Origin of the sequence: Sulfitobacter sp. HI0027, from assembly GCF_001634775.1 — a bacterium.
Lineage (GTDB): Bacteria > Pseudomonadota > Alphaproteobacteria > Rhodobacterales > Rhodobacteraceae > Sulfitobacter.
The window spans coordinates 43,179-69,966 of record NZ_LWER01000115.1; the positions used below are offsets into that span (position 1 = coordinate 43,179).

22 protein-coding genes are annotated in these 26,788 nt (G+C 63.1%); 11 read left to right on the forward strand and 11 right to left on the reverse strand.

The window, feature by feature from the left end:
• The first annotated feature begins 21 nt into the window (after window positions 1-21).
• The 3 genes from A3722_RS06245 (at window position 22) to A3722_RS06255 (ending at window position 2,382) form a co-directional block, all read left to right on the forward strand.
• Window positions 22-1,173 (forward strand): amidohydrolase, encoded by a 1,152-nt coding sequence (locus A3722_RS06245; protein WP_067626468.1) that lies wholly within the window; start codon window positions 22-24, stop codon window positions 1,171-1,173.
• A gap of 82 nt (window positions 1,174-1,255) precedes the next feature.
• On the forward strand, window positions 1,256-1,999 hold the full coding sequence (locus A3722_RS06250; RefSeq protein WP_067626466.1) for a rhomboid family intramembrane serine protease: 744 nt from the start codon (window positions 1,256-1,258) through the stop codon (window positions 1,997-1,999).
• Window positions 1,996-2,382 carry a GFA family protein gene (locus tag A3722_RS06255; RefSeq protein ID WP_067626464.1) on the forward strand — a complete coding sequence of 129 codons (387 nt, stop codon included), beginning with the start codon at window positions 1,996-1,998 and terminating at the stop codon, window positions 2,380-2,382. Before A3722_RS06250 ends, A3722_RS06255 begins: the two co-directional genes overlap by 4 nt.
• Here the strand turns inward: A3722_RS06255 and A3722_RS06260 are convergent.
• From A3722_RS06260 to A3722_RS06270, 3 genes are all read right to left on the reverse strand, one after another.
• Window positions 2,379-3,470, reverse strand: a complete 1,092-nt coding sequence (locus A3722_RS06260; protein WP_067629368.1) for a DUF2235 domain-containing protein — start codon at window positions 3,468-3,470, stop codon at window positions 2,379-2,381. The two genes, A3722_RS06255 and A3722_RS06260, sit on opposite strands and share 4 nt — an antisense overlap.
• A complete protein-coding gene (locus tag A3722_RS06265) occupies window positions 3,448-5,745 on the reverse strand; it encodes a xanthine dehydrogenase family protein molybdopterin-binding subunit (RefSeq protein ID WP_067629365.1) in 2,298 nt (765 codons plus the stop codon). The genes A3722_RS06260 and A3722_RS06265 overlap by 23 nt, the downstream gene beginning before the upstream one ends.
• 70 nt (window positions 5,746-5,815) lie before the next feature.
• The gene (locus tag A3722_RS06270) at window positions 5,816-6,976 is read right to left on the reverse strand and encodes a type III PLP-dependent enzyme (RefSeq protein WP_067629363.1); all 1,161 of its coding nucleotides are present in this window, start codon (window positions 6,974-6,976) and stop codon (window positions 5,816-5,818) included.
• A 100-nt stretch (window positions 6,977-7,076) separates the two neighbouring features.
• Here A3722_RS06270 and A3722_RS06275 point away from each other — a divergent pair, with 100 nt between their 5' ends.
• On the forward strand, window positions 7,077-7,517 hold the full coding sequence (locus A3722_RS06275; RefSeq protein WP_067629361.1) for an Lrp/AsnC family transcriptional regulator: 441 nt from the start codon (window positions 7,077-7,079) through the stop codon (window positions 7,515-7,517).
• A 91-nt stretch (window positions 7,518-7,608) separates the two neighbouring features.
• Window positions 7,609-10,542, forward strand: coding sequence for a valine--tRNA ligase (locus A3722_RS06280; protein WP_067629359.1), 2,934 nt, complete (start codon window positions 7,609-7,611; stop codon window positions 10,540-10,542).
• 236 nt (window positions 10,543-10,778) lie between these two features.
• Here the strand turns inward: A3722_RS06280 and A3722_RS06285 are convergent, their stop codons facing one another.
• Entirely contained in the window at window positions 10,779-11,570 is a 792-nt protein-coding gene (locus A3722_RS06285; RefSeq protein ID WP_067629356.1) for a crotonase/enoyl-CoA hydratase family protein, read from the reverse strand.
• A 119-nt stretch (window positions 11,571-11,689) separates the two neighbouring features.
• On the opposite strand from A3722_RS06285, the gene A3722_RS06290 reads away from it, so the two are divergent.
• Window positions 11,690-12,793 (forward strand): pyridoxal phosphate-dependent aminotransferase, encoded by a 1,104-nt coding sequence (locus tag A3722_RS06290; RefSeq protein ID WP_067629354.1) that lies wholly within the window; start codon window positions 11,690-11,692, stop codon window positions 12,791-12,793.
• On the opposite strand, the gene A3722_RS06295 is transcribed toward A3722_RS06290, so the two are convergent.
• Entirely contained in the window at window positions 12,790-13,998 is a 1,209-nt protein-coding gene (locus tag A3722_RS06295; RefSeq protein ID WP_067629352.1) for a pyridoxal-phosphate-dependent aminotransferase family protein, read from the reverse strand. The two genes, A3722_RS06290 and A3722_RS06295, sit on opposite strands and share 4 nt — an antisense overlap.
• A 233-nt stretch (window positions 13,999-14,231) precedes the next feature.
• Between A3722_RS06295 and A3722_RS06300 the strand changes: the two genes are divergently transcribed.
• On the forward strand, window positions 14,232-16,088 hold the full coding sequence (locus A3722_RS06300; RefSeq protein WP_067629350.1) for an ABC transporter ATP-binding protein: 1,857 nt from the start codon (window positions 14,232-14,234) through the stop codon (window positions 16,086-16,088).
• 32 nt (window positions 16,089-16,120) lie between these two features.
• On the opposite strand, the gene A3722_RS06305 is transcribed toward A3722_RS06300, so the two are convergent.
• Window positions 16,121-16,804 (reverse strand): TIGR04283 family arsenosugar biosynthesis glycosyltransferase, encoded by a 684-nt coding sequence (locus A3722_RS06305; RefSeq protein WP_067629348.1) that lies wholly within the window; start codon window positions 16,802-16,804, stop codon window positions 16,121-16,123.
• A gap of 64 nt (window positions 16,805-16,868) precedes the next feature.
• Between A3722_RS06305 and ygfZ the strand changes: the two genes are divergently transcribed.
• The gene (gene ygfZ, locus A3722_RS06310) at window positions 16,869-17,615 is read left to right on the forward strand and encodes a CAF17-like 4Fe-4S cluster assembly/insertion protein YgfZ (RefSeq protein WP_067629346.1); all 747 of its coding nucleotides are present in this window, start codon (window positions 16,869-16,871) and stop codon (window positions 17,613-17,615) included.
• Between the two features lie 68 nt (window positions 17,616-17,683).
• Here ygfZ and efp read toward each other — a convergent pair whose 3' ends face one another.
• Window positions 17,684-18,247, reverse strand: coding sequence for an elongation factor P (efp, locus tag A3722_RS06315; RefSeq protein WP_067629376.1), 564 nt, complete (start codon window positions 18,245-18,247; stop codon window positions 17,684-17,686).
• A 222-nt stretch (window positions 18,248-18,469) separates the two neighbouring features.
• On the opposite strand from efp, the gene A3722_RS06320 reads away from it, so the two are divergent.
• Complete coding sequence (locus A3722_RS06320; protein WP_007120494.1) at window positions 18,470-18,790, forward strand: DUF6280 family protein; 321 nt, start codon at window positions 18,470-18,472, stop codon at window positions 18,788-18,790.
• Window positions 18,791-18,863: 73 nt separating this feature from the next.
• Here the strand turns inward: A3722_RS06320 and A3722_RS06325 are convergent, their stop codons facing one another.
• Complete coding sequence (locus tag A3722_RS06325) at window positions 18,864-19,442, reverse strand: cobalamin biosynthesis protein CobQ (protein ID WP_067629344.1); 579 nt, start codon at window positions 19,440-19,442, stop codon at window positions 18,864-18,866.
• Between the two features lie 60 nt (window positions 19,443-19,502).
• Here A3722_RS06325 and A3722_RS06330 point away from each other — a divergent pair, with 60 nt between their 5' ends.
• Complete coding sequence (locus tag A3722_RS06330) at window positions 19,503-20,960, forward strand: cobyric acid synthase (protein WP_067916004.1); 1,458 nt, start codon at window positions 19,503-19,505, stop codon at window positions 20,958-20,960.
• A gap of 32 nt (window positions 20,961-20,992) precedes the next feature.
• Here the strand turns inward: A3722_RS06330 and A3722_RS06335 are convergent, their stop codons facing one another.
• Window positions 20,993-22,105, reverse strand: a complete 1,113-nt coding sequence (locus tag A3722_RS06335) for an S-(hydroxymethyl)glutathione dehydrogenase/class III alcohol dehydrogenase (RefSeq protein WP_067629374.1) — start codon at window positions 22,103-22,105, stop codon at window positions 20,993-20,995.
• 90 nt (window positions 22,106-22,195) lie between these two features.
• The gene (locus tag A3722_RS06340; RefSeq protein ID WP_067629340.1) at window positions 22,196-22,657 is read right to left on the reverse strand and encodes an Lrp/AsnC family transcriptional regulator; all 462 of its coding nucleotides are present in this window, start codon (window positions 22,655-22,657) and stop codon (window positions 22,196-22,198) included.
• 124 nt (window positions 22,658-22,781) lie between these two features.
• Here A3722_RS06340 and A3722_RS06345 point away from each other — a divergent pair, with 124 nt between their 5' ends.
• Window positions 22,782-26,183: an indolepyruvate ferredoxin oxidoreductase family protein gene (locus A3722_RS06345; RefSeq protein ID WP_067629338.1), complete on the forward strand. Its 3,402-nt coding sequence runs from the start codon at window positions 22,782-22,784 to the stop codon at window positions 26,181-26,183.
• On the opposite strand, the gene A3722_RS06350 is transcribed toward A3722_RS06345, so the two are convergent.
• On the reverse strand, window positions 26,175-26,345 hold the full coding sequence (locus A3722_RS06350) for a hypothetical protein (protein ID WP_161487405.1): 171 nt from the start codon (window positions 26,343-26,345) through the stop codon (window positions 26,175-26,177). The genes A3722_RS06345 and A3722_RS06350 overlap by 9 nt on opposite strands.
• Window positions 26,346-26,788: the final 443 nt, after the last annotated feature.

The window sequence follows — 26,788 nt, forward strand, 5'->3', positions numbered from 1 at the left end:
GACAGAAATCAGAGGAGCGCCATGCTGACGAACAGCGACATCCAAGACCTGACGCAGTTTCGCAGGGCGCTCCACCAATATCCCGAGGTCTCGGGCGAAGAGATTGAGACCGCCCGGACCATCGCGGCGGAATTAGAGAAACTCAGCCCCACCTGCATCCTGACGGGTTTGGGCGGGCATGGCGTCGCTGCTGTTTTCGAGAGCGGCACGCCCGGGCCCACGGTCCTCTTCCGCGCTGAGCTCGACGCCCTGCCGATCCCCGAAGAGCACGACATTCCGTGGGTCTCGAAAGTGCCGGGCAAAAGCCATGTCTGCGGGCACGATGGCCATATGACCATGCTGCTGGCGCTTGGGCGATTGGTCGCGCGGCAACCCGTGGCACACGGCCGCGTCGTGCTGATGTTTCAACCCGCCGAAGAAGACGGCAGCGGCGCACGCGCCGTGGTGGACGACCCGGCCTACGCCGAGATCGCCGCCGATTATGCCTTTGCTATCCATGTCGAACCGGGCCGCCCCTTTGGCCATGTGGATACAGCCCCCGCTCTGATCAATTGCGCCTCCAAGGGCATCGCCCTGACCCTCAGCGGCAAGACCGCCCATGCCGCCAGCCCCGAAGATGGCACCTCCCCCGCCCCGGCACTGGCCGAGTTGATCCCGACGCTACAAGCGCTCGGCCCCGGCGGGGCGCTCGACGATGGCTTTCGCCTTGTCACCCTCACCCACCTGCGCATGGGCGAGCCGACCTTTGGCGTGGCCCCGGGCGAAGCGGTGCTCTACGCCACCCTGCGCAGCACCCGCGACGACGCTCTAGCCGAGATCGAAGAGGCCCTGCGCGCCGAAGTCGCCCGCGCCGCCGAGACCCACGGGCTGACAGCGGAATTCGCGGAATCCGACCATTTCGCCGCCTCTATCAATGACCCCGAAGCCTATGCCATTGCCGCCGCAGCGATGGACGCACTTGGCGTGTCGCATGGGCAGAGAAACTTGCCGATGCGCGCTTCTGAGGATTTCGGCCTGTTCGGACGGGACGCCAAGGCGGCAATGCTCTGCCTCGGCCCCGGAGAGGGCTACGCCGCGCTGCACAATCCCGATTACGACTTTCCCGATGATCTGATCCCCATCGGCGCGGGTATTTTCGAGCGAATTGCGCGGGATTTGCTCGGCACTGCTTGACAGATGCCCCGGCGGGCGCAGCTAACTGCGCTAATCCCTCCGCCGCTTGACGCGGTGCAAGACTTGGCAAAGGCTGGCCCGCATGTTCCCGATCCGCGATCATAACCCCTCGGGCCGCACGCCCTATGTCACCTATGCGCTGATGGCGGTGAACATCGGGGTGTTCCTGTCCTATCTGTCGCTGATGGCGGACGAGCGTGCCTTAGGGGAGTTCTATTACACCTATGCCTTGCTGCCCGCGCGGTTGACCCACGGGGAGGGATATTTCGGCCTCATCACTTCGCAATTTCTGCATGGCGGCTGGATGCATCTGGCCGGTAACATGCTGTTTCTGTGGATCTTCGGCGACAATGTCGAGGATGAGATGGGCCACGGGCGCTACCTGCTGTTCTACCTTGCCTGCGGTATCGCGGCGGGTCTGGGCCAAGTCATGACAGAGCCGCTCTCGTGGGTGCCCATGGTCGGCGCCTCGGGCGCGATTGCGGGGGTTATGGGGGGCTATCTGCTGCTGTTCCCCCGCGCCAAGGTCGACATACTGGTAATCCTTATCGTGTTTTTCCGCATCTTCGCGATCCCGGCGTGGATCATGCTGGGCCTGTGGTTCGGCATGCAGTTCATTGGCGGCATCGGCGCCACACCGGGCACCGGCGGCGTGGCCTATTGGGCCCATGCAGGCGGGTTTATCGCGGGGCTGGTTCTGACCCTCCCGCTTTGGCTACGCCGGGGCGGTTTTGCCTTTTGGCGACAGACCCATGGCCATCCGCCCCATGCCGCTGCTGACTATGACCTCAGCGAAAGTCGCATTCCGAAAGTGAGACGCAAATGACCGAAACCTCAGTAACCCGCCGCGCCTCTTGCCACTGTGGGGCCGTGGTGATCGAAGCGCTGTTTCCGCGCGGTCTGGCCTCGGCCTCGCGCTGCACCTGTACGTTCTGTCGCCGCCGTGCCGCCGCTACGGTGACGGCACTGGCCGAGACTGTGACCGTGTTGAAAGGCGCCGAGAACCTCACGCTTTACACTTGGGGCACCCATACGGCGCAGCACTACTTCTGCAAGACCTGCGGCATCTATACCCACCACCGCCGCCGCTCGAACCCCGATGAATGCGGCGTGAACCTTGGCGCGATCGAAGGGGCCTTGCCATGGGAGATGGAGCCGCTGCCCTATAGCGACGGCATCAATCACCCCTCGGACCGCGAGGGCAGCTAAAGGCTGGAAATCACCCCCTGCATCCGCGCCAGAAGCCCCGGCTGTGGCGCGGCCTCTGCGCGGCGCTGATCCACGCTTTCGTGTAGCCGCTCTGACGGGTCGGCCCCCACCACCCGGCGGCGGCGGGTCACAAGCATTTTGCCATAGCCGCGCCAGCGCCCGATGGAGGGTGCAGCGGGGTCTTGATCAAAGCGTGTGGTCCAGCCGTCGGGCAGCGGCAGACCGCTTTCTTCCATCCGCGACAACAGCCAGACCAGTGGGATATTGGCCAAGGGTCGCGCCGCCTCATCACCGCCCAACTGCCCGCCGACATCGCCGTGGGTGCCCGGAAACCAAACCTGCTCGAGCCGCCCGGCATAGCCCTCTGGCGTGGTCCACATCACCGGGGCATAGGCGACGCGGGTTTCGTTCAGCGCCAGCGCCTGAAAGCCGTTCTTCACATTGCGGCTTAGATCGTGGTTGTGGAACATGTGCAGTGGCTGCGAGAACCGCCAGAACAGAGGCGCGTTCAGACCCAGCGATTTGACCGTATCCCAAACGCCGATCGCCTCGATCTCTACCTCAGGGTGGCAGTTGGCCCGCGCAAAGAGTTCGCCCGCCTTGCTCAGATGTTGCGCCTCGTAATGACGGTAGACATCGCGGATGTTACGCTCTGTCGCGACCTCGGCACGCAGAAGGCCCACACGGTCGATCACCCCGGCGAGCGAACGCACGGCATAGCCGCCACGCGAATAACCCATCAGGAAAATCCGGTCCCCGGGTCGGTAGCGCGATGCGAGATAGCCATAGGCGCGGCGGATCTGTCGGTTGATCCCGCGCCCCATGATCACATCGCGCGCGCTGCGCCAATCACGCCATTGCAGACCGGGTTCGTAATAGATCGACAGGGCGCTGCCCATCTCGCGGCACAGGCCATAGGCAATGCCCGCGTTAGTCTCGCGCCCCAGGTCGAGCGAGGACATGGTCCCATCAAGGATAATGACATGGGTCACCTCCCCCCGGCGCGGGCCGAAATCGCTTTCAGGCCGTCGCCAAAACCGCCCAAAGAGCCGTTGGAACAGGGTTTTACTCGGCTGCGATTGCGGCACCTTGCAGCATCTCCCAAACCCGATGCGGGGTGAAAGGCATATCCGCCTGCCGCACACCGCGTTCCCAAAGCGCATCCTGCACCGCGTTCGATACCGCCGCGAGCGCGCCCACAGTCCCAGCCTCACCACAGCCCTTCATGCCCATGGCATTGGCGGTCGAGGGCACAGGCTCAGAGGTGAACGAGATCATCGGCAGATCGGCGGCGCGGGGCATGGCGTAGTCCATGAAGGTGGCGGTCAGCAGTTGCCCGTCTTCGTCATAGACGACCCGTTCCTGCACCGCTTGGCCGATGCCTTGGGCTACCCCGCCATGCACCTGCCCCTCGGCCAGCATCGGGTTGATCAGATTGCCAAAATCATCGACCACCGTGTAGCGATCTAGCGTCACCACCCCGGTTTCAGGGTCGATCACTACCTCGGCCACATGCGCCCCGTTGGGATAGCTGCGCCCCGGCAGGCTGGCGCGTTCGTGGTGAGACAGCAGATCATCCCGGCCCTTGGCGCGGGCCATTTCGGCCACTTCCATCATCGTGGGGCTGACGTTCGACCCCTCGGCGCGGAAGCGTTCGTCGTCAAAGGTGATATCGCTGGCCGCAACGCCCAGTTCATCAGCCAAAAACGCCGTGAACACCTCGGTTATCTTCGCCACGGTGGCCAAGGTCGCCGTGTTCTGCGTGGTGACCGAACGCGAGCCGCCAGTGCCACCGCCCTTTTTGATCAAGTCGCTATCCCCCTGCACGACGCTGATCCGCTCTGCCGGAATGCCGGTCTGGTCCGACAGGAACTGCGCATAGACGGTCTCATGCCCCTGCCCGTTGCTTTGGGTGCCGACATAGATCGTCACGTGGCCATCCTCCTCAAAGACCACTTTGGCCCCTTCGGAAGGATCGCCGAGAATGCTTTCGATATAGTAACACAAGCCCTGCCCCCGCAGCAGGCCGCGCTTGGCGTCGGCGGTACGGCGGGCCGCGAACCCCTCACGGTCGGCCTCCTCTGCCGCCCGGGTCAGGAGGCGCGCGAAATCGCCCACGTCGTAAAGCTCTCCCGTGGCGGTGGTATAGGGAAACTGATCCGGCTTGATGAAGTTGATCCGCCGCAATTCCCACGGATCGACGCCCAACTCCCGGGCTGCGCGGTCCATCAACCGCTCCAGCACATAGATCGCCTCGGGCCGCCCGGCGCCGCGATAGGCATCGACCTGCACGGTGTTGGTGTAATAGCCCTCGACATGCAGATAGGTGTCTTGCACGTCATAAACACCCATCAAAACCTTAGAGAACAGCGTCGACTGGATCGGCTGGCCGAACTGGCTGTTATAGGCCCCGAGGTTGCAGCGCGTGTCGACACGGTAGGCGGTGATCTTGTGGTTTTCGTCAAAGGCGAATTCGGCCCAAGACACCAGATCGCGCCCGCCATTGTCGGTGAGCATGGCTTCGGTCCGCTCTGACATCCAGCGCACCGGGCGGCCCAGCGCCCGCGCGGCTTGAGCGATGCAAAAATACTCTGGGTAGGTCATCGCCTTCATACCGAAACCACCGCCGACATCGGGGTTTGTCACGCGCACGGCATCTTCGCTGAGACCAAAAGCTTTGACAAAGAAGCCCTTATGCGCCCAGACGCCCTGCCCGCCCAGCGCCACATGCAACCGGCCATCGGCCCATTCGGCATAGCAGCCGCGCGGCTCCATGGAGTTGACGATGATGCGGTTGTCGCCGATCTCCAGCTTGACGCGCTGTGCAGCCTTGGCAAATGCCGCCTCAACCTTGGTCTCATCCCCCATGCCCCAGTCGAAGGCGCGGTTGTCGGGCGCTTCAGCGTGCAATGTCTCGCCGCCGGGGGTCAGGTCCATCTTGGCGGGCAGATCATCGGCATCGAATAGGATCAACTCGGCAGCGTCACGCGCCTGTTGCAAGGTGTCGGCCACGATCAGGGCAACCGGCTCTCCCACATAGCGCACCCGGTCTTTCGCCAACATCGGGCGCAGCGGTGCCGCCCCCTTGCTGCCATCGCGGTTGTCGACCACCGTATGCGGCAGGGCGATGTTCATCCCCGCCGTTTCCAGATCGGCACAGGTCAGCACCAGATGCACGCCCTCAGCGTCCCGGGCATCGCTCACGTCCAGTTCGGTGATCACCCCATGCGCCACCGGCGCGCGGAAAAAGACACCGTGCAGTGCCCCTTGGGGGGCGATGTCATCGACGTAGCGGCCATCGCCGATCAGAAAACGGTGGTCTTCCACCCGTTTGACCGGCTGGCTTTTCCCGAACTTTTCCATCTGACGCTGCCCCTGCTGCCCTGCCTATTCCAGCGCAACAGTAGCGGGCGAACCGCCAGTGTCCAGAGGCTCAGGCCGCCTTGCGCTTGGGCGCAGCCCCAAGGTCGGAGACAAGCGTGATGCCCGCCAGCCCATAGCCATTAAAGGCGGTAGACATGGCGATGGAATAAGCCCCCATCCCGCCGAACAACAGATAATCCCCCGTCTGCGCATCTTCGGGCAGCGGCAGGCCGTCGGGCAAGCGATCCAACGAATCGCAAGTGGGGCCAAAGACCACGCGCGGTGTCGGCGCCCCTTGGCGCAGCGCCCCCTCAGGGCCGACCACATCCACCAGCCCAGACAGGCCCATGTCGCGCAGATCGGGCAGACCGCCATAGATACCGTCGTTCAAGAACACCGTCCGCCCGGCGTTGCGCATCCCCTTGATACGGGTCGCCAGCACGGCGGCATCGGCAACCATCGCGCGCCCCGGCTCGCAAAGCAGCGAGGGCGCATCCGTCCCAAAACTCTCGGCAAGCGCCGCCTTCACCGCGGCGAAAACCGCCCGATGATCGGGCGCGTCGAATCCACGGTCCACGGCAAAACCACCGCCGATGTTCATCCGTTTGATCAAGACACCCGCCGCACGCAGGATATCCGCCGCCGCATGGACATATTGCACCCAAGCCTGCGGATCATTGCACTGCGTGCCGGGGTGGAAACACATTGACGGGGTGAACCCCATCTCAGCCACCGCGCGCAGCAGCGCCGCCGCCTGCTCAGGGGCCGCGCCGAATTTGGACCCGAAATCATAGGCCGCACCCTTCACCGGCAAGGCAAATCGCACCGCAACTTCATTGTCGCGCGGCACGTCGCGCAGCTTGGCCAGTTCCGACATATCGTCGATCGACCAGCTATAGACGCCCGCCGCGATCCCGGCCCGCACCTCTGCCGCCGAGCGGACAGGGTTGTTGTAATGCAGCACCGCCTGCGGGCAGACCGCCCGGACCGCCGCCATCTCGGCCGGGGAAGCCACATCGAAGGTGGTGATCCCCGCCGCGACAAGGTTCGAGAGCACCTCGGGCCGGTCATTGGCCTTGACGGCATAGGTCACGAGCCCGTCGAAGTCCGCCTGAAAGCGCCGCGCCGTGGCTTGCAGCACCGAAGGGGCGATGAACAGCACCGGCGCGTCGGGGCTGTGTTTCGCCAGATAGGCGGCGGGCGTGGCTGAAAGGGGGGCGGTGTGCTGCATGATAGCCTCTTGTTTGCTTTTCCCTAGTGAACCGCGAATTTTGGTCGATTCATCGTGTCAAAAAGCCTAAAGTGACAGAAACCTCCGGCAGAATGACGACATGGCACAGCAACTTGACGATACAGACCGCGCATTGATCGCGGCACTTCAATCCAACGCCCGCCTGCCGGTCGCTGATCTGGCCCGCAGTCTTGGGCTTGCCCGCACAACGGTTCAGGCCCGCCTAGAACGGTTGGAGCGCAGCGGTGCCATCACCGGCTACACCCTGCGCTTGGGCGAAGCCGCCCTTGCCCCGCTGCATGCCACAGCGCTGGTTAATATCGAATTGCGCGCCGGCCCCGCCGTGCTGGCCCGGCTGCGCAGCCTGCCCGCTGTGCAGGTCGTGCACACCACCTCGGGCCGTTTTGACCTGCTGGTGCAGATCGCGGCCCAAACCACGCAGGAGCTGGACGAGACCCTCGACCGTATCGGCGAGACGCGGGGCGTGAAGGGCAGTGAGAGCCTCATTCACCTCAGCACCAAGATCGACCGGCGCGGCTAGGCCGCTTCCCGCCCCAAATCCGCTTTGCCATAGGTCTTTCCCTCGCCGCGCCAGACCGCTAAACGGGGCGCAACAAAAGGGATCACTGACCATGGCACTCGAAAAGACCTTCAACGCCGCTGAGGCCGAAAGCCGCATCTACGCCGATTGGGAAACCAAAGGCGCGTTCAAGGCCGGCGCAAACGCACAACGGGATGAGCATTTCTCGGTGATGATCCCGCCGCCGAATGTCACCGGCTCGCTGCACATGGGCCATGCCTTCAACAACACGCTGCAGGACATCCTCGTGCGCTGGCACCGGATGCAGGGTTTTGACACGCTTTGGCAGCCCGGCCAAGACCACGCGGGCATCGCCACACAGATGGTGGTGGAACGCGAATTGGCCGCCACCGGCCAGCCCGGCCGCCGCGAGTTGGGCCGCGAGGCGTTTACCGCCAAGGTCTGGGAGCAGAAGCAGAAATCCGGCGGCACGATCATCGACCAGCTGCGCCGTCTGGGCGCCTCCTGCGACTGGTCCCGCAACGCTTTCACCATGTCCGGCGCGCCCGGTGCGCCCGAGGGTGAAGAGGGCAATTTCCACGATGCCGTGATCAAGGTCTTCGTGGATATGTACAACAAGGGGCTGATCTACCGCGGCAAGCGGCTGGTCAACTGGGACCCGCATTTCGAGACCGCGATCTCGGATTTGGAGGTCGAAAGCACCGAAGTCGACGGCCACATGTGGCACTTTAAATATCCGTTGGCCGGGGGCGAGACCTATACCTACGTCGAGAAAGACGAAGACGGGAACACGCTCTTCGAAGAGACCCGCGACTATATCTCCATCGCCACTACACGGCCCGAAACCATGCTCGGCGACGGCGCGGTGGCGGTTCATCCATCGGATGAGCGTTACGCCTCAATCGTCGGAAAGCTCTGCGAAATCCCGGTCGGCCCGAAAGAACAGCGCCGCCTGATCCCGATCATCACCGACGAATACCCGGACAAGAACTTCGGCTCTGGTGCGGTGAAGATCACCGGCGCGCATGACTTCAACGACTACGGCGTCGCCAAGCGCAACGGCATCCCGCTCTATGCCCTGATGGACACCCAAGGCCAGATGCGTGCCGACGGGTTGCCCTATGTCGAGGCCGCCGCCCGCGCGCAGGCCATTGCCGACGGCTCCGAGCCCGCCCCCGAGGACGCGACCGAGATCAACCTCGTCCCCGACGCCTACCGCGGTCTTGACCGTTTCGAGGCCCGCAAGCGCGTGGTCGAAGACGTGACCGCCGAGGGCCTTGCCGTGATGACCGAGGAGACCGACCCGCGCCTTGGCCGTGCCGCCAAAAAGGCCCCCGTCGAGCCCGGCGAAGGCGGCGAGATGCGCACCGAGGAAGAGAACCTCGTGCCGCTCGTCGAGGCCAAGAAGATCATGCAGCCCTTCGGCGACCGCTCCAAAGTGGTGATCGAGCCGATGCTGACCGACCAGTGGTTCGTCGCCACCGATAAGATCGTGCAGCCCGCCATTGATGCGGTGCGCTCTGGCGAAGTCACGATCCTGCCCGAACAGGACCGCAAAGTGTACTTCCACTGGTTGGAGAACATCGAGCCATGGTGCATCTCGCGCCAGCTGTGGTGGGGGCATCAGATTCCGGTGTGGTTCGACGATGAGGGCAATGAGTATTGCGCGCCGACCGAGGCCGAAGCACAGGCCATGGCCCCCGGCAAAACCCTGCGCCGCGACCCCGACGTGCTCGACACATGGTTCTCCTCCGGCCTCTGGCCCATCGGCACGCTGGGCTGGCCCGAGCAAACCGCCGAGCTTGAGAAATACTTCCCGACCTCCGTGCTCGTGACCGGTTTCGACATCATCTTCTTCTGGGTCGCCCGGATGATGATGATGCAATATGCCGTGGTCGATCAAAAACCCTTCGACACCGTCTATGTCCACGCGCTGGTGCGTGACGAGAAGGGCAAAAAGATGTCGAAAAGCTTGGGCAACGTGCTCGACCCGCTGGAGTTAATCGACGATTTTGGCGCGGACGCTGTGCGCTTTACGCTCACGTCGATGGCCGCCATGGGGCGTGACCTGAAGCTCAGCACCCAGCGCATCGCGGGCTATCGCAATTTCGGCACCAAGCTTTGGAACGCGCACCGCTTTGCGGAGATGAACAACGTCTTCGACAGCATGCCCGCCGCGATGCCGCAGCCGCAGGCCACGCTGAACAAATGGATCGTGGGCGAGACCGCCCGCATCCGCGAAGAGGTCGACGCGGCGCTTGGCAACTTCCGCTTCAACGACGCGGCCAATGCGCTTTATGCCTTTGTCTGGGGCAAGGTCTGCGACTGGTATGTGGAACTCTCCAAGCCGCTTTTGCAAGACGACGCGCCCGAGGCCGAAGAGACCCGCGCGACGATGGCTTGGGTGCTAGAGCAATGTCTGGTGCTGCTGCACCCGATCATGCCCTTCATCACCGAAGAACTGTGGCAGACCACCGCAAAACGCGACCAGCTGCTCGCCCTGAGCGATTGGCCGACCTACACCACCGCCGATCTGCTGGATGCCGAAGCTGACCGGGAGCTCAACTGGGTCATCGGCCTCATTGAGAGCATCCGCTCTGCGCGTCAGCAGATGCATGTGCCCGCCGGGCTGAAGGTGCCGATGCTGGTGACAGAGATGGACGAGGCTGCACAGGGCGCATGGGATCGCAACGAGGTGATGATCAAACGCCTCGCGCGGGTCGAGAGCCTTGAGCGTGCCGACAGTTTCCCCAAAGGCACCGTGTCCATCGCGGCACCGGGGGCCAGCTTCGGCCTGCCCTTGGCCGGGTTGATCGACATCGACGCCGAGAAGGCGCGTTTGCAAAAGTCGCTCGACAAGCTGGGCAAGGAAATTGGCGGGCTGAAGGGGCGTTTGAACAACCCCAAATTCGCGGCGTCTGCACCGGAAGAGGTCGTGGCCGAAGCGCAGGCCAATCTGGACGCGCGTCAGGAAGAGGCGGACCAGTTGCAGGCGGCGCTGGACCGTCTGGCCGAACTGGGCTGAGGTTGAGGGCGTGGCGGTTTAGCTGCCACGCCAAAAACGTCACGCGAGCTGGGCAGCGCCAGACCGCGGGATGGCGCTCACGACATTTCAGTTGGGCAGTTTATCCCTGCCGCGCATACGATCGGATTCCGGGACGGCACTCCAATAGCTAAAGCGCCAGCCCGTCCGGGCGGTCTGGCGCTGCCCGGCGGCCTTACGGCCTTGATTCCGGGCTGTTGCGCAGAACGCCCCCAGCCCTACTTAAACACCGCAGGCCGCTTGCCGAACTCCGCCGCGATCACCTCCATCTGCTCTGGCTTGCCCAAGAGCGCCGCCTGTTCCCGCGACTCGGACAAGAGTACATCTGCATCCGACGCCCCGGATTCCGCATAGCCAATCAACCGCTTGGCCGCCCGCACGGCATTCGGCCCCTTCCCGGCAATCACCCGCGCCAGTTCCAAAGCCGCCGCCTGCGGGTCATCGGCGACCTCGGTCACCAGTCCCCAGCGCTCCGCCTGCGCGGCCTCCACAGGTGCCCCAGTATAGGTCAACCGCCGCAGCACATCCGAGCGCACCAAACGCGGCAGCAACACCATGCCTCCCATATCCGGCACAATGCCCCATTTCATCTCCATCACCGCGAGCTTGGTCTCTGGTGCCGCAATCCGAATATCCGCCCCAAGCGCCAATTGCATCCCAGCGCCATAGACCACCCCGTGAAGCGCCGCGATCACCGGGATTTCCAAACGGTGCCAGACCATCGACACCTCCTGCCACTTGTTCGTCGTCCCATCCCCATGTGTCCGCGGCATGATCAACGCTTCAGGATCCTTACCGACCATCCCTGACAACCCGCCGATGTCGATGCCCGCGCAAAACCCTTTGCCCTCGCCCGACAGCACCACCACCCGGGCATCCGAGGCCGCAACCTCCTGACCTGCCGCGATGATCGCTTCGATCATCTCATCATCCACCGCGTTCATCTTGTCGGCGCGGGTGAGGGTTACATGGGCGATATGGTCTTCGATCCGGGTGGTGACGCGGGGCATGGCTGTTCTCCTGAGTGTTTGGCGCAGTTCACCGCAGATTATCGCGCAGCACCAGCAAAACGTGGCGGCAGGTGCTGCGACCCTTGCCCTCTCAACGGCGCAACCCTACACCTTGGCGCATGACATATGCACGCCTTACCCCCCTCGCCCAAAGCCTGCCCGCCAACGTTCCCTTCGTGGGCCCCGAAGCGCAGGAGCGCACGCTTGGCCGCCCCTTCAAAGCGCGGCTGGGTGCCAATGAAAACGTCTTTGGCCCCTCGCCCCGCGCCATCGCAGCCATGGCTGAGACGGAGATGTGGAAATACGGCGATTCAGAAAGCGTGGAACTGCGCGCGGCATTGGCCGAATTGCATGGCGTGACGCCCGACAATATCATCGTCGGCGAAGGCATCGACGGGCTGCTGGGCTATCTCGTCCGTCTGCTGGTGGACGAAGGCGATGCGGTGGTAACCTCGGAAGGCGCGTACCCAACCTTCAACTACCATGTCGCGGGCTTTGGCGGCGTGCTGCACAAAGTGTCCTACCGCGACGATCACGAAGACCCGGCAGCGCTTTTCGCCAAAGCGGCAGAGGTTGACGCCAAGCTCGTCTACCTCGCCAATCCCGACAATCCGATGGGCACTTGGCATGAGGGCACGGCACTGGCACGCGCGCTTGACGATCTGCCCCAAGGCAGCCTGCTTTTGCTGGATGAGGCCTATATCGAATGCGCCCCCGAGGGCACAGCACCCCAGCTTTCCGCCGATGACCCGCGGGTGATCCGGATGCGGACCTTTTCCAAAGCCTATGGCCTCGCCGGAGCGCGGATCGGCTATGCGATTGCAGCGCCCGACTTGATCACGGCCTTTCACAAGGTTCGCAATCACTTTGGTCTCAACCGCGCAGCACAGGCAGGTGCCTTGGCGGCGGTGCAGGATCAAGACTACCTTATGCAAGTTCAGACCCAGATCGCCGAGGCCCGCGACAGGATCGCTCAAATCGCTGAAAAGAACGGGCTGAGCACCCTGCCCTCCGCAGCCAATTTCGTCGCGATCGACTGTGGCGGCGATGGCGCCTTCGCCAAGGCGGTGCTGGATGCCCTAGTGGCGCGGGGCATCTTTGTGCGCATGCCCTTCGCCGCGCCGCAAAACCGTTGCATCCGCATCAGTTGCAGTACGACAGAGGAGTTGGATTACTTCGCCGCCGCATTGCCCGACGCTCTGGCCGAAGCGGGCGGGACCTAAGCCCCGCCGATCACCTCTGCCGCCGCCTGCAGCGCGCCCGGCCCGTGGTCGATCTTTAGCGCCGAAAGCCCGGCTTCGATCCCGCCGAGCAGGCCCATGATCATATGGCCGTTCACATGGCCCATATGGCCAAGGCGGAAGAACCCGTGCCACGCAGGCTCCCCCGGCAGCGCCATGCCCAGCCCCACGCCCAGTGTCAGGCCCAGATTGCTCTGTACCCAATCGCGCAACTCTGTCGCATGGGGCGCTTGCAGCCGCAGAGCGGTGACGGCATGGCTGCGCAGGGCGCGGTCTTCGATGTTGAACCGCAGGCTGCCCTCTGCCGACCATGCCTCGCACGCTGCCCAAACCGCGCGGGCCAAGGTGGCATGGCGCTGCCAGACCTGCTCGATCCCCTCTTCATGGATCATATCAAGCGCGGCGCGCAGGCCATAAAGGTGATGCGTCGGGGCGGTGCCGCCGTGGTATTGGTAGAACTCCTCCGCATGGGCGCGCGGCGACCAATCCCAATAGCGGCTCACTCGTGGCAGACGCGCGCGGGCCTCCTCGGCTCGGTCGTTGAAGAACACGAAGGCCATGCCCGGCGGCACCATCAGCCCCTTTTGCGAAGCGGTGACCATGACATCAACGCCCCAAGCGTCCATCTCGAACCGCTCGCATCCCAGCGAGGCGATGCAATCGGCCATCAAAAGCGCGGGGTGGCCTGCCTCATCCAACAGACGGCGTAGGCCGGGGACATCGTTGCGGACCGAGCTTGACGTGTCCACATGAACCGCCATCAGCGCCTTGATCTGGTGGCCCGTGTCGGCCTTCAAACGCTCGGCCACCTGCGCCAGATCAACCGGCGCATTGTGGCCAAAGTCGAGGATATCCACCTCCGCCCCCAGCCCCGTCGCCATTTCGGCCCAGCCATGGCCGAAACGCCCCGTCGCCAGCACCAGCACGCGGTCGCCCGGTGCTATGACATTGCTCAGCGCGGCCTCCCAAGCGCCGTGGCCGTTGCTGATATACATCGCCACATGACGATCTGTACGCGCCACACGTTTCAAATCGGCCGCCAGTGCCGGCATCATCTCAACCAACTCACCCTCATAGATATTCGGGGCGGCGCGGTGCATCGCGCTCAGCACCGCGTCGGGCATGACCGAGGGGCCGGGAATGGCAAGGTACGAACGACCTTGGACGAGTTTATTCTGCTTTGTCATGATATTGGCTGCCGTTTTGAAAATGCGTGACCGGGCTGCGGTCGGGCGCAGCTTACTGCCCGCCGGGCCGGGGTCAACACGCGATCGGACGTAAGGTAAGCCGCGCCCCGGACGTCCCTACCCCGGCCCGCTCCGGCCCGGATGCGCGTCCCATGCGCGCCCTGCGACGGCTTGCCCTGCCTGCGCGGCTTTCGTACACGGGATCCGACTGCCCAAAAGGATCAGGCACCGGCATGAATGATGACAGTTACACCTCCGCGCAGTTGATGCGTTGGCTTTGGCATGACTATCTAAAGAAACACACCGGCCTGATGGCCATCGCGGTGATCTTCATGATCATCGAAGGCTCGACCTTGGGCGTGCTAGCCAAGCTGATGGAGCCGATGTTCGACCGCGTCTTTGTCGGCGGCGACCAAGGTGCGCTGGTTTGGGTGGGGCTGGTGCTGGTGGCGATCTTTGCGCTGCGCGCGCTGGCCACGGTGGTGCAGAAGGTGTTGCTGACCCGCGTGGCGCAGCGCACAGCGGCGGATCTGCGCATCGACCTGTTGGACCGGATGATGCAGCAGGATGGTGCCTTTCACCAAAACCACCCGCCCGGTTTTCTTGTGCAGCGGGTGCAATCGGATGTGAACGCGGTCAGCGATGTCTGGCGCGCGGTCATCACCGGCGCGGGCCGCGATCTGGTGGGGCTGGTGATCCTGATGGGCGTCGCCATTGCGATTGATCCGATCTGGGCACTTCTGGCGATGGTCGGCGTGCCGCTGATGGTGCTGCCTGCCGCCATCGCCCAGCGCTTCGTCCGCGCCCGCTCGCGTGAGGCGCGCGACATCGGCGCCAGCCTCTCGACACGTCTGGACGAGGTCTTTCACGGCATCGTGCAGATCAAACTCAACGCGCTGGAAGACTATCAAGCCCGACAATACCGCGAGTTGACGCGCACCTTCATTCGCACCGAAGTTCGCGCCGCCTTTGGCAATTCCGCGATCCCGGCGATGATCGACATCATGTCAGGCATCGGTTTCATGGCCGTGATCGTCTATGGCGGGTCCGAGATCATCGCGGGCAACAAGACCATTGGCGAGTTCATGACCTTCTTTACCTCGCTCGGGTTCATGTTCTCCCCCCTGCGCCGCCTCGGCGCGATCAGCGGCCTGTGGCAGATGGCCGCCGCCGCGCTGGAGCGGATCAAGGAGCTGCTCGACGCGCCCCTGCACCTGCGCAGCCCGGCCAAGCCCGTGGCCGCGCCCGATGGCCCGCCTGACGTTGCCTTGGCGGATGTCTCACTCTCCTACGGCGATACGAAGGTGCTGAATGCGTTGAACCTGACCGCGCAAGCGGGCCAGACGACCGCCCTTGTTGGCGCCTCGGGCGCGGGGAAATCGACCATTTTCAACCTGCTCACGCGGCTGGTCGATCCACAAAACGGAACGGTTCAGATCGGCGGGGTCGACACCACATCAATGACCATCCCGGACCTGCGGGGCCTGTTTTCTGTCGTGACACAAGAGGCGCTGCTGTTTGATGAGACCCTGCGCGAGAATATCGTGCTGGGCCGCGAGAACGTCAGCGACGAAGAACTCGAGCGGGTGTTGAAAGCCGCCCATGTGGCTGATTTCCTGCCGCAGCTTGAACAGGGGCTGGAAACCCGCGTCGGCCCGCGCGGTTCGGCCCTGTCGGGCGGGCAGCGTCAGCGTGTGGTGATCGCCCGCGCCCTGCTGCGCGACACGCCCATCCTGCTGTTGGACGAGGCCACCAGCGCCTTGGATGCGCAATCAGAACAAGTCGTGCAGGACGCGCTTGATCGCCTCGCCAAGGGGCGCACAACCATCGTCATCGCGCATCGGCTCTCGACCATCCGCAGCGCGGATAAGATCGTGGTGATGGACCGCGGCCAAGTCACCGATGAAGGCACCCACGACGAATTGATGGAGCGCGGCGGCATCTATGCCGACCTTTACCGCCTGCAATTCCGCGACGGAAAGACGGTGTCGGATGCCCGCGGCCTTAGCGCCCTCTCTGCGAAAAAGCGCCGCGAAAGGGCGCGTCAGCCCAATCTGTTCCAACGGATCGGGGCGGTGTTCTTTAACTGAGTGCAGGGGCGCAGGGACAACCCGCGCCCTTTTCACGACCGCCGATAGCTTTCCGCAAGGGCGTCGGGGCTGGCGCCCATTATGTAGCGCATCAGCGTCCACAGGTTGCGCCCACCGCGGCGCAGCCAGCCCTGACGGCGGTATTTCTCGGCACTGGTCACGGCGATGCCCTCAAGCCGCGCCAATCGGCCTCGCAAGGCGCGGGCCAGTGCGACATCCTCCATCAGCGGCTGATCGGGGTAACCGCCGACCGCATCATAAAGCGCGCGGGGCAGCAGCAGCCCCTGATCGCCATAGGGCAAGCCACAAGCGCTGCGCAGGTTCGCCCAACCTGCGACCAACCGCGGTGCCAACCCGCGCTGATCGAACCTAAGGCGAAACCACCCCGCAGCCCCTGCCCGGCGCGCCATGTGACCCTGCACCGCATCGGTCCAACCCGGCGCCAGCACCGTGTCGGCATGGAGCACCAAGACCCACTCACCCCGCGCCGCGTCGCATCCGCGGCGCAACTGCCCACCTCGCGAGGGCGCGCCTGAGATCACCTCGCCCCCCCAGCCTTCGGCCAGCTGAGGCGTGCCATCTGTCGATCCCCCATCGCTTAGGATCACCTCGCGGATCAGCCCGGCCTGCAACCCTTCGACAAGCGCGGCAAGGCAAGCAGGCAGCGCGGCGGCTGCATTGAGACTGGGAATGACGACAGAGATCGGCGCGCGCATGGTTGCCCCTTTTGGATGGGTTTGACAGGTTATATGTCATGGCCAGCAATCAAAGGACAACCGCATGACCACGCGCCGCATTCTGCGCCTCTCCGGCCCCGACACCCGCGATTTCCTGCAAGGCATCGTGACCAATGACGTTGGCAAACTTGACCAAGGTCCGGTCTATGCCGCCCTGCTGACGCCGCAGGGCAAATATATGGCCGATTTCTTTCTAATCGCTGACGGCGATAGCGTTTTGCTTGATGTGGACGAAAGCCTTGGCGACATGCTGAGCCAACGTCTGTCGATGTACAAGCTGCGCGCCAAGGTGACGATTGAGCCGACCGAGTTGCACCTGCACCGTGGCACCGGCCCCGCACCCGAAGATGCCGTGGCCGATCCGCGTCATCCGGAAATGGGCTGGCGCGCGTATCGCGACACACCGCAGACCGAGGACATAACCGATTGGAACGCCCTGCGCGTGGCGCATCTGATCCCAGAAACCGGTGTGGAACTGACGCCTGATACCTTCATCCTTGAAGCCGGGCTTGATCGGATCAACGGGCTCGACTTCCGCAAGGGCTGCTATGTGGGCCAAGAGGTCACGGCGCGGATGAAACACAAGACCGAGTTGCGCAAGGGGCTGACACGGGTTGAGGTTAGCGGCAGCGCTGCGCCGGGCACGTCGATCACGGCAGAGGGCAAACCTGCGGGCACACTTTTCACCCAAGCGGGGGACCAAGCGCTGGCGCATCTCCGCTTTGACCGCGCGAAAGGGCCGATGCAGGCCGATGAGGCGCAGGTCACTTGGCCCGGCCCTGCCGCCTGAGCGCCCCAAAACAAGAAAAAGCCCCGGCAAAACCGGGGCTGATCTAGCTTACGTTGGATGACGTTGCGTCAAGCGCGTTCGACATATTCCATGGTTTCGGTGTTCACCACGATCGCTTCGTCCTGCCCCACGAAGGGAGGAACAGAGATCTTCACACCGTTTTCCAGAATGGCTGGTTTGAAGGAATTCGCCGCTGTCTGGCCTTTGACGACCGGCTCGGTCTCGGCAATGTTGCAGACCACTTTTTGCGGCAGACGGGCGTTCAGCGCCTCGGCGTCATGGTACTCGACCACGATCATCATGCCGTCTTGCAGGAAGGGGCGCGTGTCACCCAAAAGCTCGGCATCAAGCTGCACCTGCTCATAGGTTTCGGTGTCCATTACCACCAGCATACCGTCGTCTTCATACAGAAATTGCTGGTCTTTTTGCTCCAGACGCACGCGCTCGACCTTGTCGGCAGAGCGGAAGCGTTCGTTCAATTTGGAGCCGTTGCGCAGGTTGCGCATCTCGACTTGGGCAAAGGCACCGCCCTTGCCGGGCTTCACGTGATCGACCTTCACGGCCGCCCAAAGGCCACCGTTATGTTCAAGGACGTTTCCGGGGCGGATCTCGTTTCCGTTAATCTTGGGCATGTGACAAAACCACGACATAAGGTTGATGATAAGATGACCGGGTCTATATCGGGAGGGATGGTCCCCTGCAAGCGGGCGATATCCGGGCGTCGCTGCGGCAACTAGATATGCGCATGTTGCATGGGAGGTATGCTAAATAGAGGTATCCGAATCAAAGGATATCCGTCATAAGGGCCTCCACGCCCGAATGACAAGAGCAAGAATAATCGAAAGGACGACGAGATGAAAGATTTCGTTGATGGCACCGCTTTCAACAACGAGCAAGGCAACCGCGCACGCAAGCTCTTTGCTGCTGTGGTGCTTGCTGCTTTGGATGACGCAATTGCCGACGACAAGAAATATGGCAACGGCCCAGAACAGATCGCCCGCTGGGCCCGTTCGCGCGATGGCCGCGAAGTGCTGAGCTGCGCCGGGATTGATCCCAACGAGCGGGTCGTCGAAGGTCTGATGGAATTTGTGGGCAAAGGCGTGCGGACTTCCGTCGCCCTGTCGCGCGAAGAGTCCGAGCGCCGCAATGCCGCGCTTCAGGCCGAAGCCGCCTGAGAATATCCGCCAAGCGGAGCAATTGACGCAGCCTTCGGGCTGCGTTTTTTTGTGTCTGCTGCCCGAGCCTCTGTCAGTCTGCTCCGAAAAAGAAGATCCAATTGCGCAGGGCCAGCCCCTCGGCCAGCAGCAGCGCCAACGTCAAGCAAGAGAGCACCCATCCGGGCCTGCGCCACCACAGCGTAATGGCGGCAAGGGTGCTGACCAGCGCCTCAATCGGTGCGACCCAGGCCGCGCCGTGACGCACATCCCAATAACTGACCGGGCTTTCGAATATCCAACCCGTCAGCGGCCAGAAATGCGCCCGCCCGTCGTCGTGATGCAGCGGCAGATCGAACAGGAGATGCAGCAGCGCCGCCCCCGTCAGCGCCACGGCCCAGCCCGCTTGCCGCCAGACCGCCAGCGCCAAAAGCGCCCCCCAGACGATGAAGGAGTTATCTATCGAAAAGACCGCCTGCCAGAGGTCCGAGTAGTAAAGCTCCCCAAAGACCACACTCCCCGGCAGCCCTTGGACATAGAGCGCAAAACCCGCCATAAGATAGAGCGACAAGTCCGGCAGCAGCGCCCCGACAAGCGCCGCCCAGATCAACGGCCTGCCCCCCTCGCGCCCCATCACGGCAGCGCCCAAAAGCAAATGTGCAGGCGTGTTCATCGCGGCTCTTTCCCCTTGGATCATTTTGCGCCAGTTTGCGCGAAACAGGGGCAGAATGACATGACCAAAGCCATCATGATACAGGGCACCGGCAGCAATGTCGGCAAGTCGATGATCGTTGCCGGATTAATCCGCGCCTGCTCACGTCGCGGGCTGCGCGTGCGCCCGTTCAAACCGCAGAACATGTCCAACAATGCCGCCGTCACCGAAGACGGGGGCGAGATTGGCCGCGCGCAGGCGCTGCAGGCCCGCGCCGCTGGCGTGGCACCGCATACGGACATGAACCCGGTGCTGCTGAAGCCTCAAAGCGCCACCGGCGCGCAGGTCGTGGTGCAGGGTAGAATCGCGGGCCAGCAAGAGGCGCGGGAGTTTGGGCGCAACAAAGCCAGCCTGATGCCAGTCGTGCTGCAATCCTTTCACCGCTTGGCCGAAAGCTGCGACCTGATCGTGATTGAGGGCGCGGGCTCCCCGGCAGAGACCAACCTGCGGGCAGGCGATATCGCCAATATGGGCTTTGCCCGCGCCGCCGGGGTGTCTGTGGTACTGATGGGCGACATCGACCGCGGCGGGGTGATCGCGCAGATCGTCGGGACGCAGGCGGTGCTTGATGCCGATGACAACGCGCTGATCCGCGGCTTTGCCGTCAATAAATTCCGCGGCGACCGCAGCCTCTTTGACGCAGGTCGCGACGACATCGCCGCGCGCACCCGCTGGCCGAGCCTTGGCGTGATCCCATGGTTCGACGCCGCCCACCGCCTGCCCGCTGAAGATGTGATGGATCTGCCCGCCCGCGCCCGTTCCGGTGGCTCAGGCTGTGTGATCGCCGTCCCGCGCCTGCCTCGGATCGCCAATTTCGATGACCTCGACCCATTGGCCGCCGAGCCGGGCGTCGACCTGCGGATGATCATGCCCGGCAGCCCCCTACCCGCCGATGCCGATCTAATGCTGATGGTCGGCAGCAAATCCACGATTTCGGACCTCGAAGCCTTTCGGGCCGAGGGGTGGGACATCGACCTTGCCGCCCATATCCGGCGGGGCGGCCATGTGCTGGGGCTGTGCGGTGGCTATCAGATGTTGGGCAATACCATCACAGACCCGCAGGGCATCGAAGGCCCGGCGGCGCGGGTGGCGGGGCTGGGGCATCTGGACGTGGAAACCACGATGGCCCCGCTGAAACATCTGGCGGAAAAATCCGGCCAGCATCCTGCCAGCGGCACCGATCTCACGGGCTATGAAATTCACATCGGAGAAACCACAGGCCCCGATTGCGTCCGCGCGTGGCTCAGCTTCGACGGCACGGCTGAGGGTGCGGCCTCCCCTTCGGGACGGGTGCAGGGGTGCTATATGCATGGAATTTTTAGCTCAGACGCCTTCCGCCGCGCCTATCTTGGCGGTTTCGGCGTGACCTCATCGCTGAACTTTGAAAGCGGTGTGGATGATGCGCTCGACGCGCTGGCCGATCATCTCGAGACCTATATGGACGTCGACCTGTTCCTCTCCCTCGCAGCAGAGGTCTAGGCTGGAGAGCGCGCGGCCCTCCAGCCCGAGGCTTAAAACTCGACGACCGCGCGGATCGATTCACCCTTGTGCATCAGCTCGAAGCCTTCGTTGATCTGATCCAACGTCAACTTGTGGGTGATCATCGGGTCGATCTCGATCTTGCCGTTCATGTACCAGTCAACGATCTTAGGCACGTCCGTCCGCCCCTTGGCCCCGCCAAAAGCGGTCCCGCGCCAAACCCGGCCGGTGACCAATTGGAATGGCCGCGTCGAAATCTCGGCCCCCGCAGGTGCCACGCCGATGATGATGCTTTCGCCCCAGCCTTTGTGGGCACATTCCAGCGCGTCGCGCATGACCTTGGTGTTGCCGGTCGCGTCAAAAGAATAATCCGCGCCGCCTTTGGTTACTTCGACCAGATGCGCCACCAAATCGCCTTCGACGTTCTTGGGGTTCACGAAATCGGTCATCCCGAAATAGCGCCCGACCTCTTCCTTGTCGTCGTTGAGGTCCACGCCCACGATCTGATCTGCGCCCGCCATCCGCAAACCTTGGATCACGTTGAGCCCGATACCACCCAGCCCAAAGACCACGCAACGCGCGCCCAATTCGACCTTGGCCGTGTTGATCACCGCACCGATGCCCGTGGTGACGCCGCAGCCGATGTAGCAAATTTTATCAAACGGCGCGTCTTTACGCACCTTGGCCAGCGCGATTTCCGGCACCACGGTGTGGTTGGCAAAGGTCGAGCAGCCCATATAGTGGTGGATCGGCGTGCCATCGAGCATCGAAAACCGCGTGGTGCCATCGGGCAGCAGGCCCTGGCCTTGGGTAACGCGGATTTTTTGGCAGAGGTTGGTTTTGCCCGACAGGCAGTATTCGCATTCGCGGCATTCGGGAGTGTAGAGCGGGATCACGTGATCGCCCGGCTCCAGCGTGGTCACGCCTTCGCCCACTTCCAGCACCACGCCCGCGCCCTCATGGCCGAGGATGGCGGGGAAAATGCCTTCGGGATCGTCGCCGGAACGGGTAAATTCATCGGTGTGGCAGAGGCCGGTTGCCTTGATCTCTACCAAGACCTCACCGCGTTTCGGCCCTTCGAGGTTCACCTCCATGATTTCAAGCGGTTTGCCGGCTTCCACGGCAACGGCGGCACGGGTTCTCATCATGGGTCTCTCCTTCGGGTGTGATCTCTGCTGCTTTATGAAGCACGCATGCGGCAAATGTCCAACGCAGAAAACGCCGCTCTGATCGCCTCAACCGGTAATCGGGGCGTCGGATTTGATCTGCCGCAGGATTACATTCGTCGTGGCGGAATTGACTGCGGGATGCAGGAACAAAAAACTCTCCAAAAAGGCGTTATAGGCGTCGATATCGCGGCAAAGCACGCGGAGGTGATAATCCGCTTGGCCCGTGGTGGCGAAACATTCCGTCACCTCCGTCCGGCTTTGGATCGCACGGATGAAACTGGCGAGGGCTGAGGCGTCATGCCGGGTCAGATGTACATGGACCATCGCCTCGAACCCCAGCCCCATCGCCTTGGGGTCGACCACGGCGGCGTATCGTTTGATCACCCCCGCCTGCTCCAACGCCTTGACCCGCCGCCAGCAGGCAGAGGCAGAGATATTCAGCTTCTCGGCAAGTTGCGCATTGGGCAGGCGCGAATCCTGCTGAAGTAGGAATACAAGCTGTCGGTCCGTCGCATCCATTTCGCTCATCGGATAAATCTTTCACTTCACGGAACTACAATGGATAAATTACCCGGATTTCACCCATATCGCCAGCAAAACCGGAGCCAAAATTCGGAGCCCCTGCGGTATACTCCCAAGTGAGGAGACCCCCATGACAAAACAACCGCGCGAATTTACCACTTATAAACTCGACGACCGCTATGATCAGACCGAAGGCCGCGTTTTCCTGACCGGGACGCAGGCGTTGGTGCGCATCATGCTGGATCAGGCCCGCCGCGATCGCGAGGCGGGGCTGAACACCGCCGGTTTCGTTTCGGGCTACCGCGGCTCCCCCTTGGGCGGGCTTGATCTGGAATACTGGCGCATCAAAGACCGCGTGGCCAAGGCGGGGGTGAAATTCCTGCCCGCCGTGAACGAAGACCTTGGTGCCACCGCGGTATTGGGCGCGCAACAGGCCCACCTCGACCCACAGGCGGAGGTCGAGGGCGTCTTTTCCATGTGGTACGGCAAGGGGCCGGGGGTGGACCGTTCGGGCGACGCGCTGAAACATGGCAACGCTTACGGCTCGGCCCCCAAAGGCGGCGTTTTGGTGGTGGCGGGCGACGATCATGGCTGCGTCTCGTCCTCGATGCCGCACCAGTCAGACGTGGGCTTCATGTCGTGGTTCATGCCGACGTTGAACCCGGCTTCCGTCGCCGAATACCAAGCCTTCGGTGAATACGGCATCGCGCTTTCACGCTTCTCGGGCACTTGGGTGGGTTTCAAGGCGATCTCGGAAACCGTGGAAAGCGGCGCATCGGTGACACTGACACCCGACCGCGTGTTCAACCAGCCCGACTACACCGCGCCTCCGGGCGGGCTGCACGTGCGGCTTGGCGATCTGCCCTCGCCCGAAATTGAGACGCGGCTGCATCACAAGCTCGACGCGGTGCAGGCTTTCATGCGCACCAATCCCATTGACCGGCATATCTACGACACGCAGGACGCCACTTTCGGCATCGTGACCACCGGCAAGGGCCACCTCGACACGATGGAAGCGCTGCGGCTTCTGGGCCTGGATGAGGCCGCCTGCCGCCGCCTCGGCATCGACATCTACAAGATCGGCATGGTCTGGCCGCTGGCGCTGGACGACGCGCTCGACTTCGTGAAAGGCAAGCGCGAAGTGCTTGTGATCGAAGAGAAACGCGGCATCATCGAAAGCCAGTTCAAAGAGGCCTTCTATGACTGGCCCGGCTCCAAACCTGCGCGGATGGTGGGCAAACATGACGAAAACCTTGAGGAGTTGGTGCCTTGGACCGGCGAGCTGTCGCCGCTCAAACTGCTCCCGATCATTGCCGCGCGGCTCAGTGCCTTCTTTCCCGAAGAGAACCTGCTGGAAAAGGCCCGCGCCCTGACTGACCAGCCGCCCGTGCTGCTGAACGTCCCCGGCGCCACCCGCACGCCTTACTTCTGTTCGGGCTGCCCACATAATTCCTCGACCAAACTGCCCGAAGGGTCAAAGGCCAACTCCGGCATTGGCTGCCATGTCATGGCCTCGTGGATGGACCGTGAAACCGCCGGTTTTGCCCAGATGGGCGGCGAAGGCGTGCCGTGGATCGCCACCTCGATGTTCAACGGGGGCAAACATGTGTTCCAGAACCTTGGCGAGGGCACGTGGTACCACTCCGGCTCGCTCGCCATCCGCCAAGCGGTCGCGGCAAAGACGAACATCACCTACAAGATCCTCTACAACGACGCGGTTGCCATGACCGGCGGGCAGCCTGTCGATGGCCCTGTCTCAGTCGCCGCCATCGCGCAGGCCTGCCGCGCGGAAGGCGTCGCGCGGATCGCACTGGTCTCTGACCGGCCCGGACTGTTGGAGAAGGGTGATTTCCCCGCCGGCACCACATTTGATCACCGCAGCGCGCTTGACCGCGTGCAGCGCGAGCTGCGCGATATTCCGGGCGTCACAGTGCTGATCTATGAGCAGACCTGCGCCACCGAGAAACGCCGCAAGCGCAAACGCGGGCTGATGGACGACCCTAAGAAATTCGTCATGATCAACGAACTGGTCTGCGAGGGTTGCGGCGATTGTTCGTTGGAATCCAATTGCCTAAGCGTCGAGCCGAAGAAGACTGAGTTCGGCACCAAACGGCAGATCAACCAATCGACCTGTAACAAGGATTACTCCTGTCTCAACGGGTTCTGCCCCTCTTTCGTCACCGTCGAGGGCGGCAGCCGCCGCAAACGCTCTGGGGCCGGGCTGGACGTGGCGGGTCTTTCGGCGCAGCTGCCGATGCCCGAACTGCCCAGGCTCGACCAGCCCTTTAACCTGCTGGTGACCGGCGTAGGCGGCACCGGCGTTGTCACTGTGGGCGCGCTCATCACCATGGCGGCGCATCTCGAAGGGCTGGGCTCCAGCGTGCTGGACTTCACCGGCTTTGCTCAGAAATTTGGCACCGTGCTGGGCTATGTGCGGCTCGCCCAAACCCCCGAGGAGGTGCATCAGGTGCGCATCGATCAGGGCGGCGCCGACGCGGTGATCGGTTGCGACATGGTGGTCAGCTCCGCGCCCAAAGCCTCGGCCCACTACCGGCGCGGCACGCGGATCGTGCTTAACCGCGCCGAGATGCCGACCGGCGATCTGGTGCTGAACCGCGACGCCGAGCTGCGGATCGACGACCGCGAAGCGGTGATCGCGCAGGCTGTGGGGGGTGAGAACCTCAGTGCCTTTGACGCCAACGCCATGGCCGAAAAACTGATGGGCGACGCGGTCTTCGCCAATGTGATGATGCTGGGTTATGCTTGGCAGAAGGGCCTTGTGCCGGTCTCGCTCACCGCGCTGGAGCAGGCGATCGAGTTGAATGGCGTGGTGCCCGACAAAAACCGCGCCGCCTTTGGTTTTGGCCGGGTCATGGCCGCGAAGCCCGAGGCGATTGCGGCGCATTTCGCCCCGGCGCCCACCCCCGATGACAGTGTCGACAGCCTGATCGCGCGGCGGATGGAGTTCCTTACCGGCTACCAGAACCGAGCCTACGCCGAGCGCTATAAATCCCGCCTTGATGCTTTGACAAACGCGCTGCCAGACGGCTCCGAAGACCTGCTGCGCGCCGCGGCGAAATCGCTGTTCAAACTCATGGCCTACAAGGACGAATACGAGGTCGCCCGCCTGCACCGCCAACGCGGTTTTGAGGATCGCATCGCCGATAGTTTCGAGGGCGACTACAAGGTCCACTACCACCTCGCCCCGCCCGCATGGCCCACCGGCCGCGATGGCCGCGGACGCCCCAACAAGCGCAAGTTTGGCCCGTGGATGGGGCGTGCCTTTGACCTATTGGCCGCGATGAAACCCCTGCGCGGCACATGGGCTGACCCATTCAGCTACGGCGCTGATCGCAAGCTGGAGGTCGGGCTGATCGACTGGTACGAGGCGGTTATGGCCAAGGCCCCGGCCCTGCCCCATGACGAAGCGCTCGCGGTGCTTTCCGCACCGATGGAGATCCGCGGCTACGGCCCCGTGAAAGAGGCCGCGGCCGAAAAAGTGCAAGCCGAAGTCGCCGCGCACCTAGGCTAAGAGCGTCGTCGAGAAATCACCGCGCCGCCCGGCCTCATACAGTTTGAGGTCGGGCGAACAGTCAGCAAAGTGCGCCACCATAACCAGCGGGATGACCAAAACGTCGCCCGCTTCCAGCCTCCGCGGTACTTGCAGATATTCAGCCAAGATATCGCCCGGCAAGCGCATCATCCTGGTGAGTTCATTGACCTTTGCCGCAGTTGAGCGGGCAGAATGTTAGGCGCCAACGGCGTGCTACGCACGACATCCGATAAAGTTTCCCTCGATCACCCAATCGTGAAGGCGAGTCGCAGCGCGAAACTCCCCACGTTCACAAGAACCGCATATTCTCGCCCTGTTTTGGCTCTCCAATCTGCATTTCCACGCCCAAAACTCTGCACAATATCCGCCAAATCACCTCCCGCGATGCGGGAAAACAAGGGCGTGCGGCCGCCACAGGCTGCGAATTCAATGGTTTCGCGGAACTCCAAAATATGGTTAATATTTAACGGAACGGCACAAGCTATTGGTGCAGCAACGTCACAATTTCGCCGGGTTTATACGACTAAATGTGAACAGATTATAAAGACACCCGGACTGCCCGTCTGCCCCACGAAAGAGGTGCC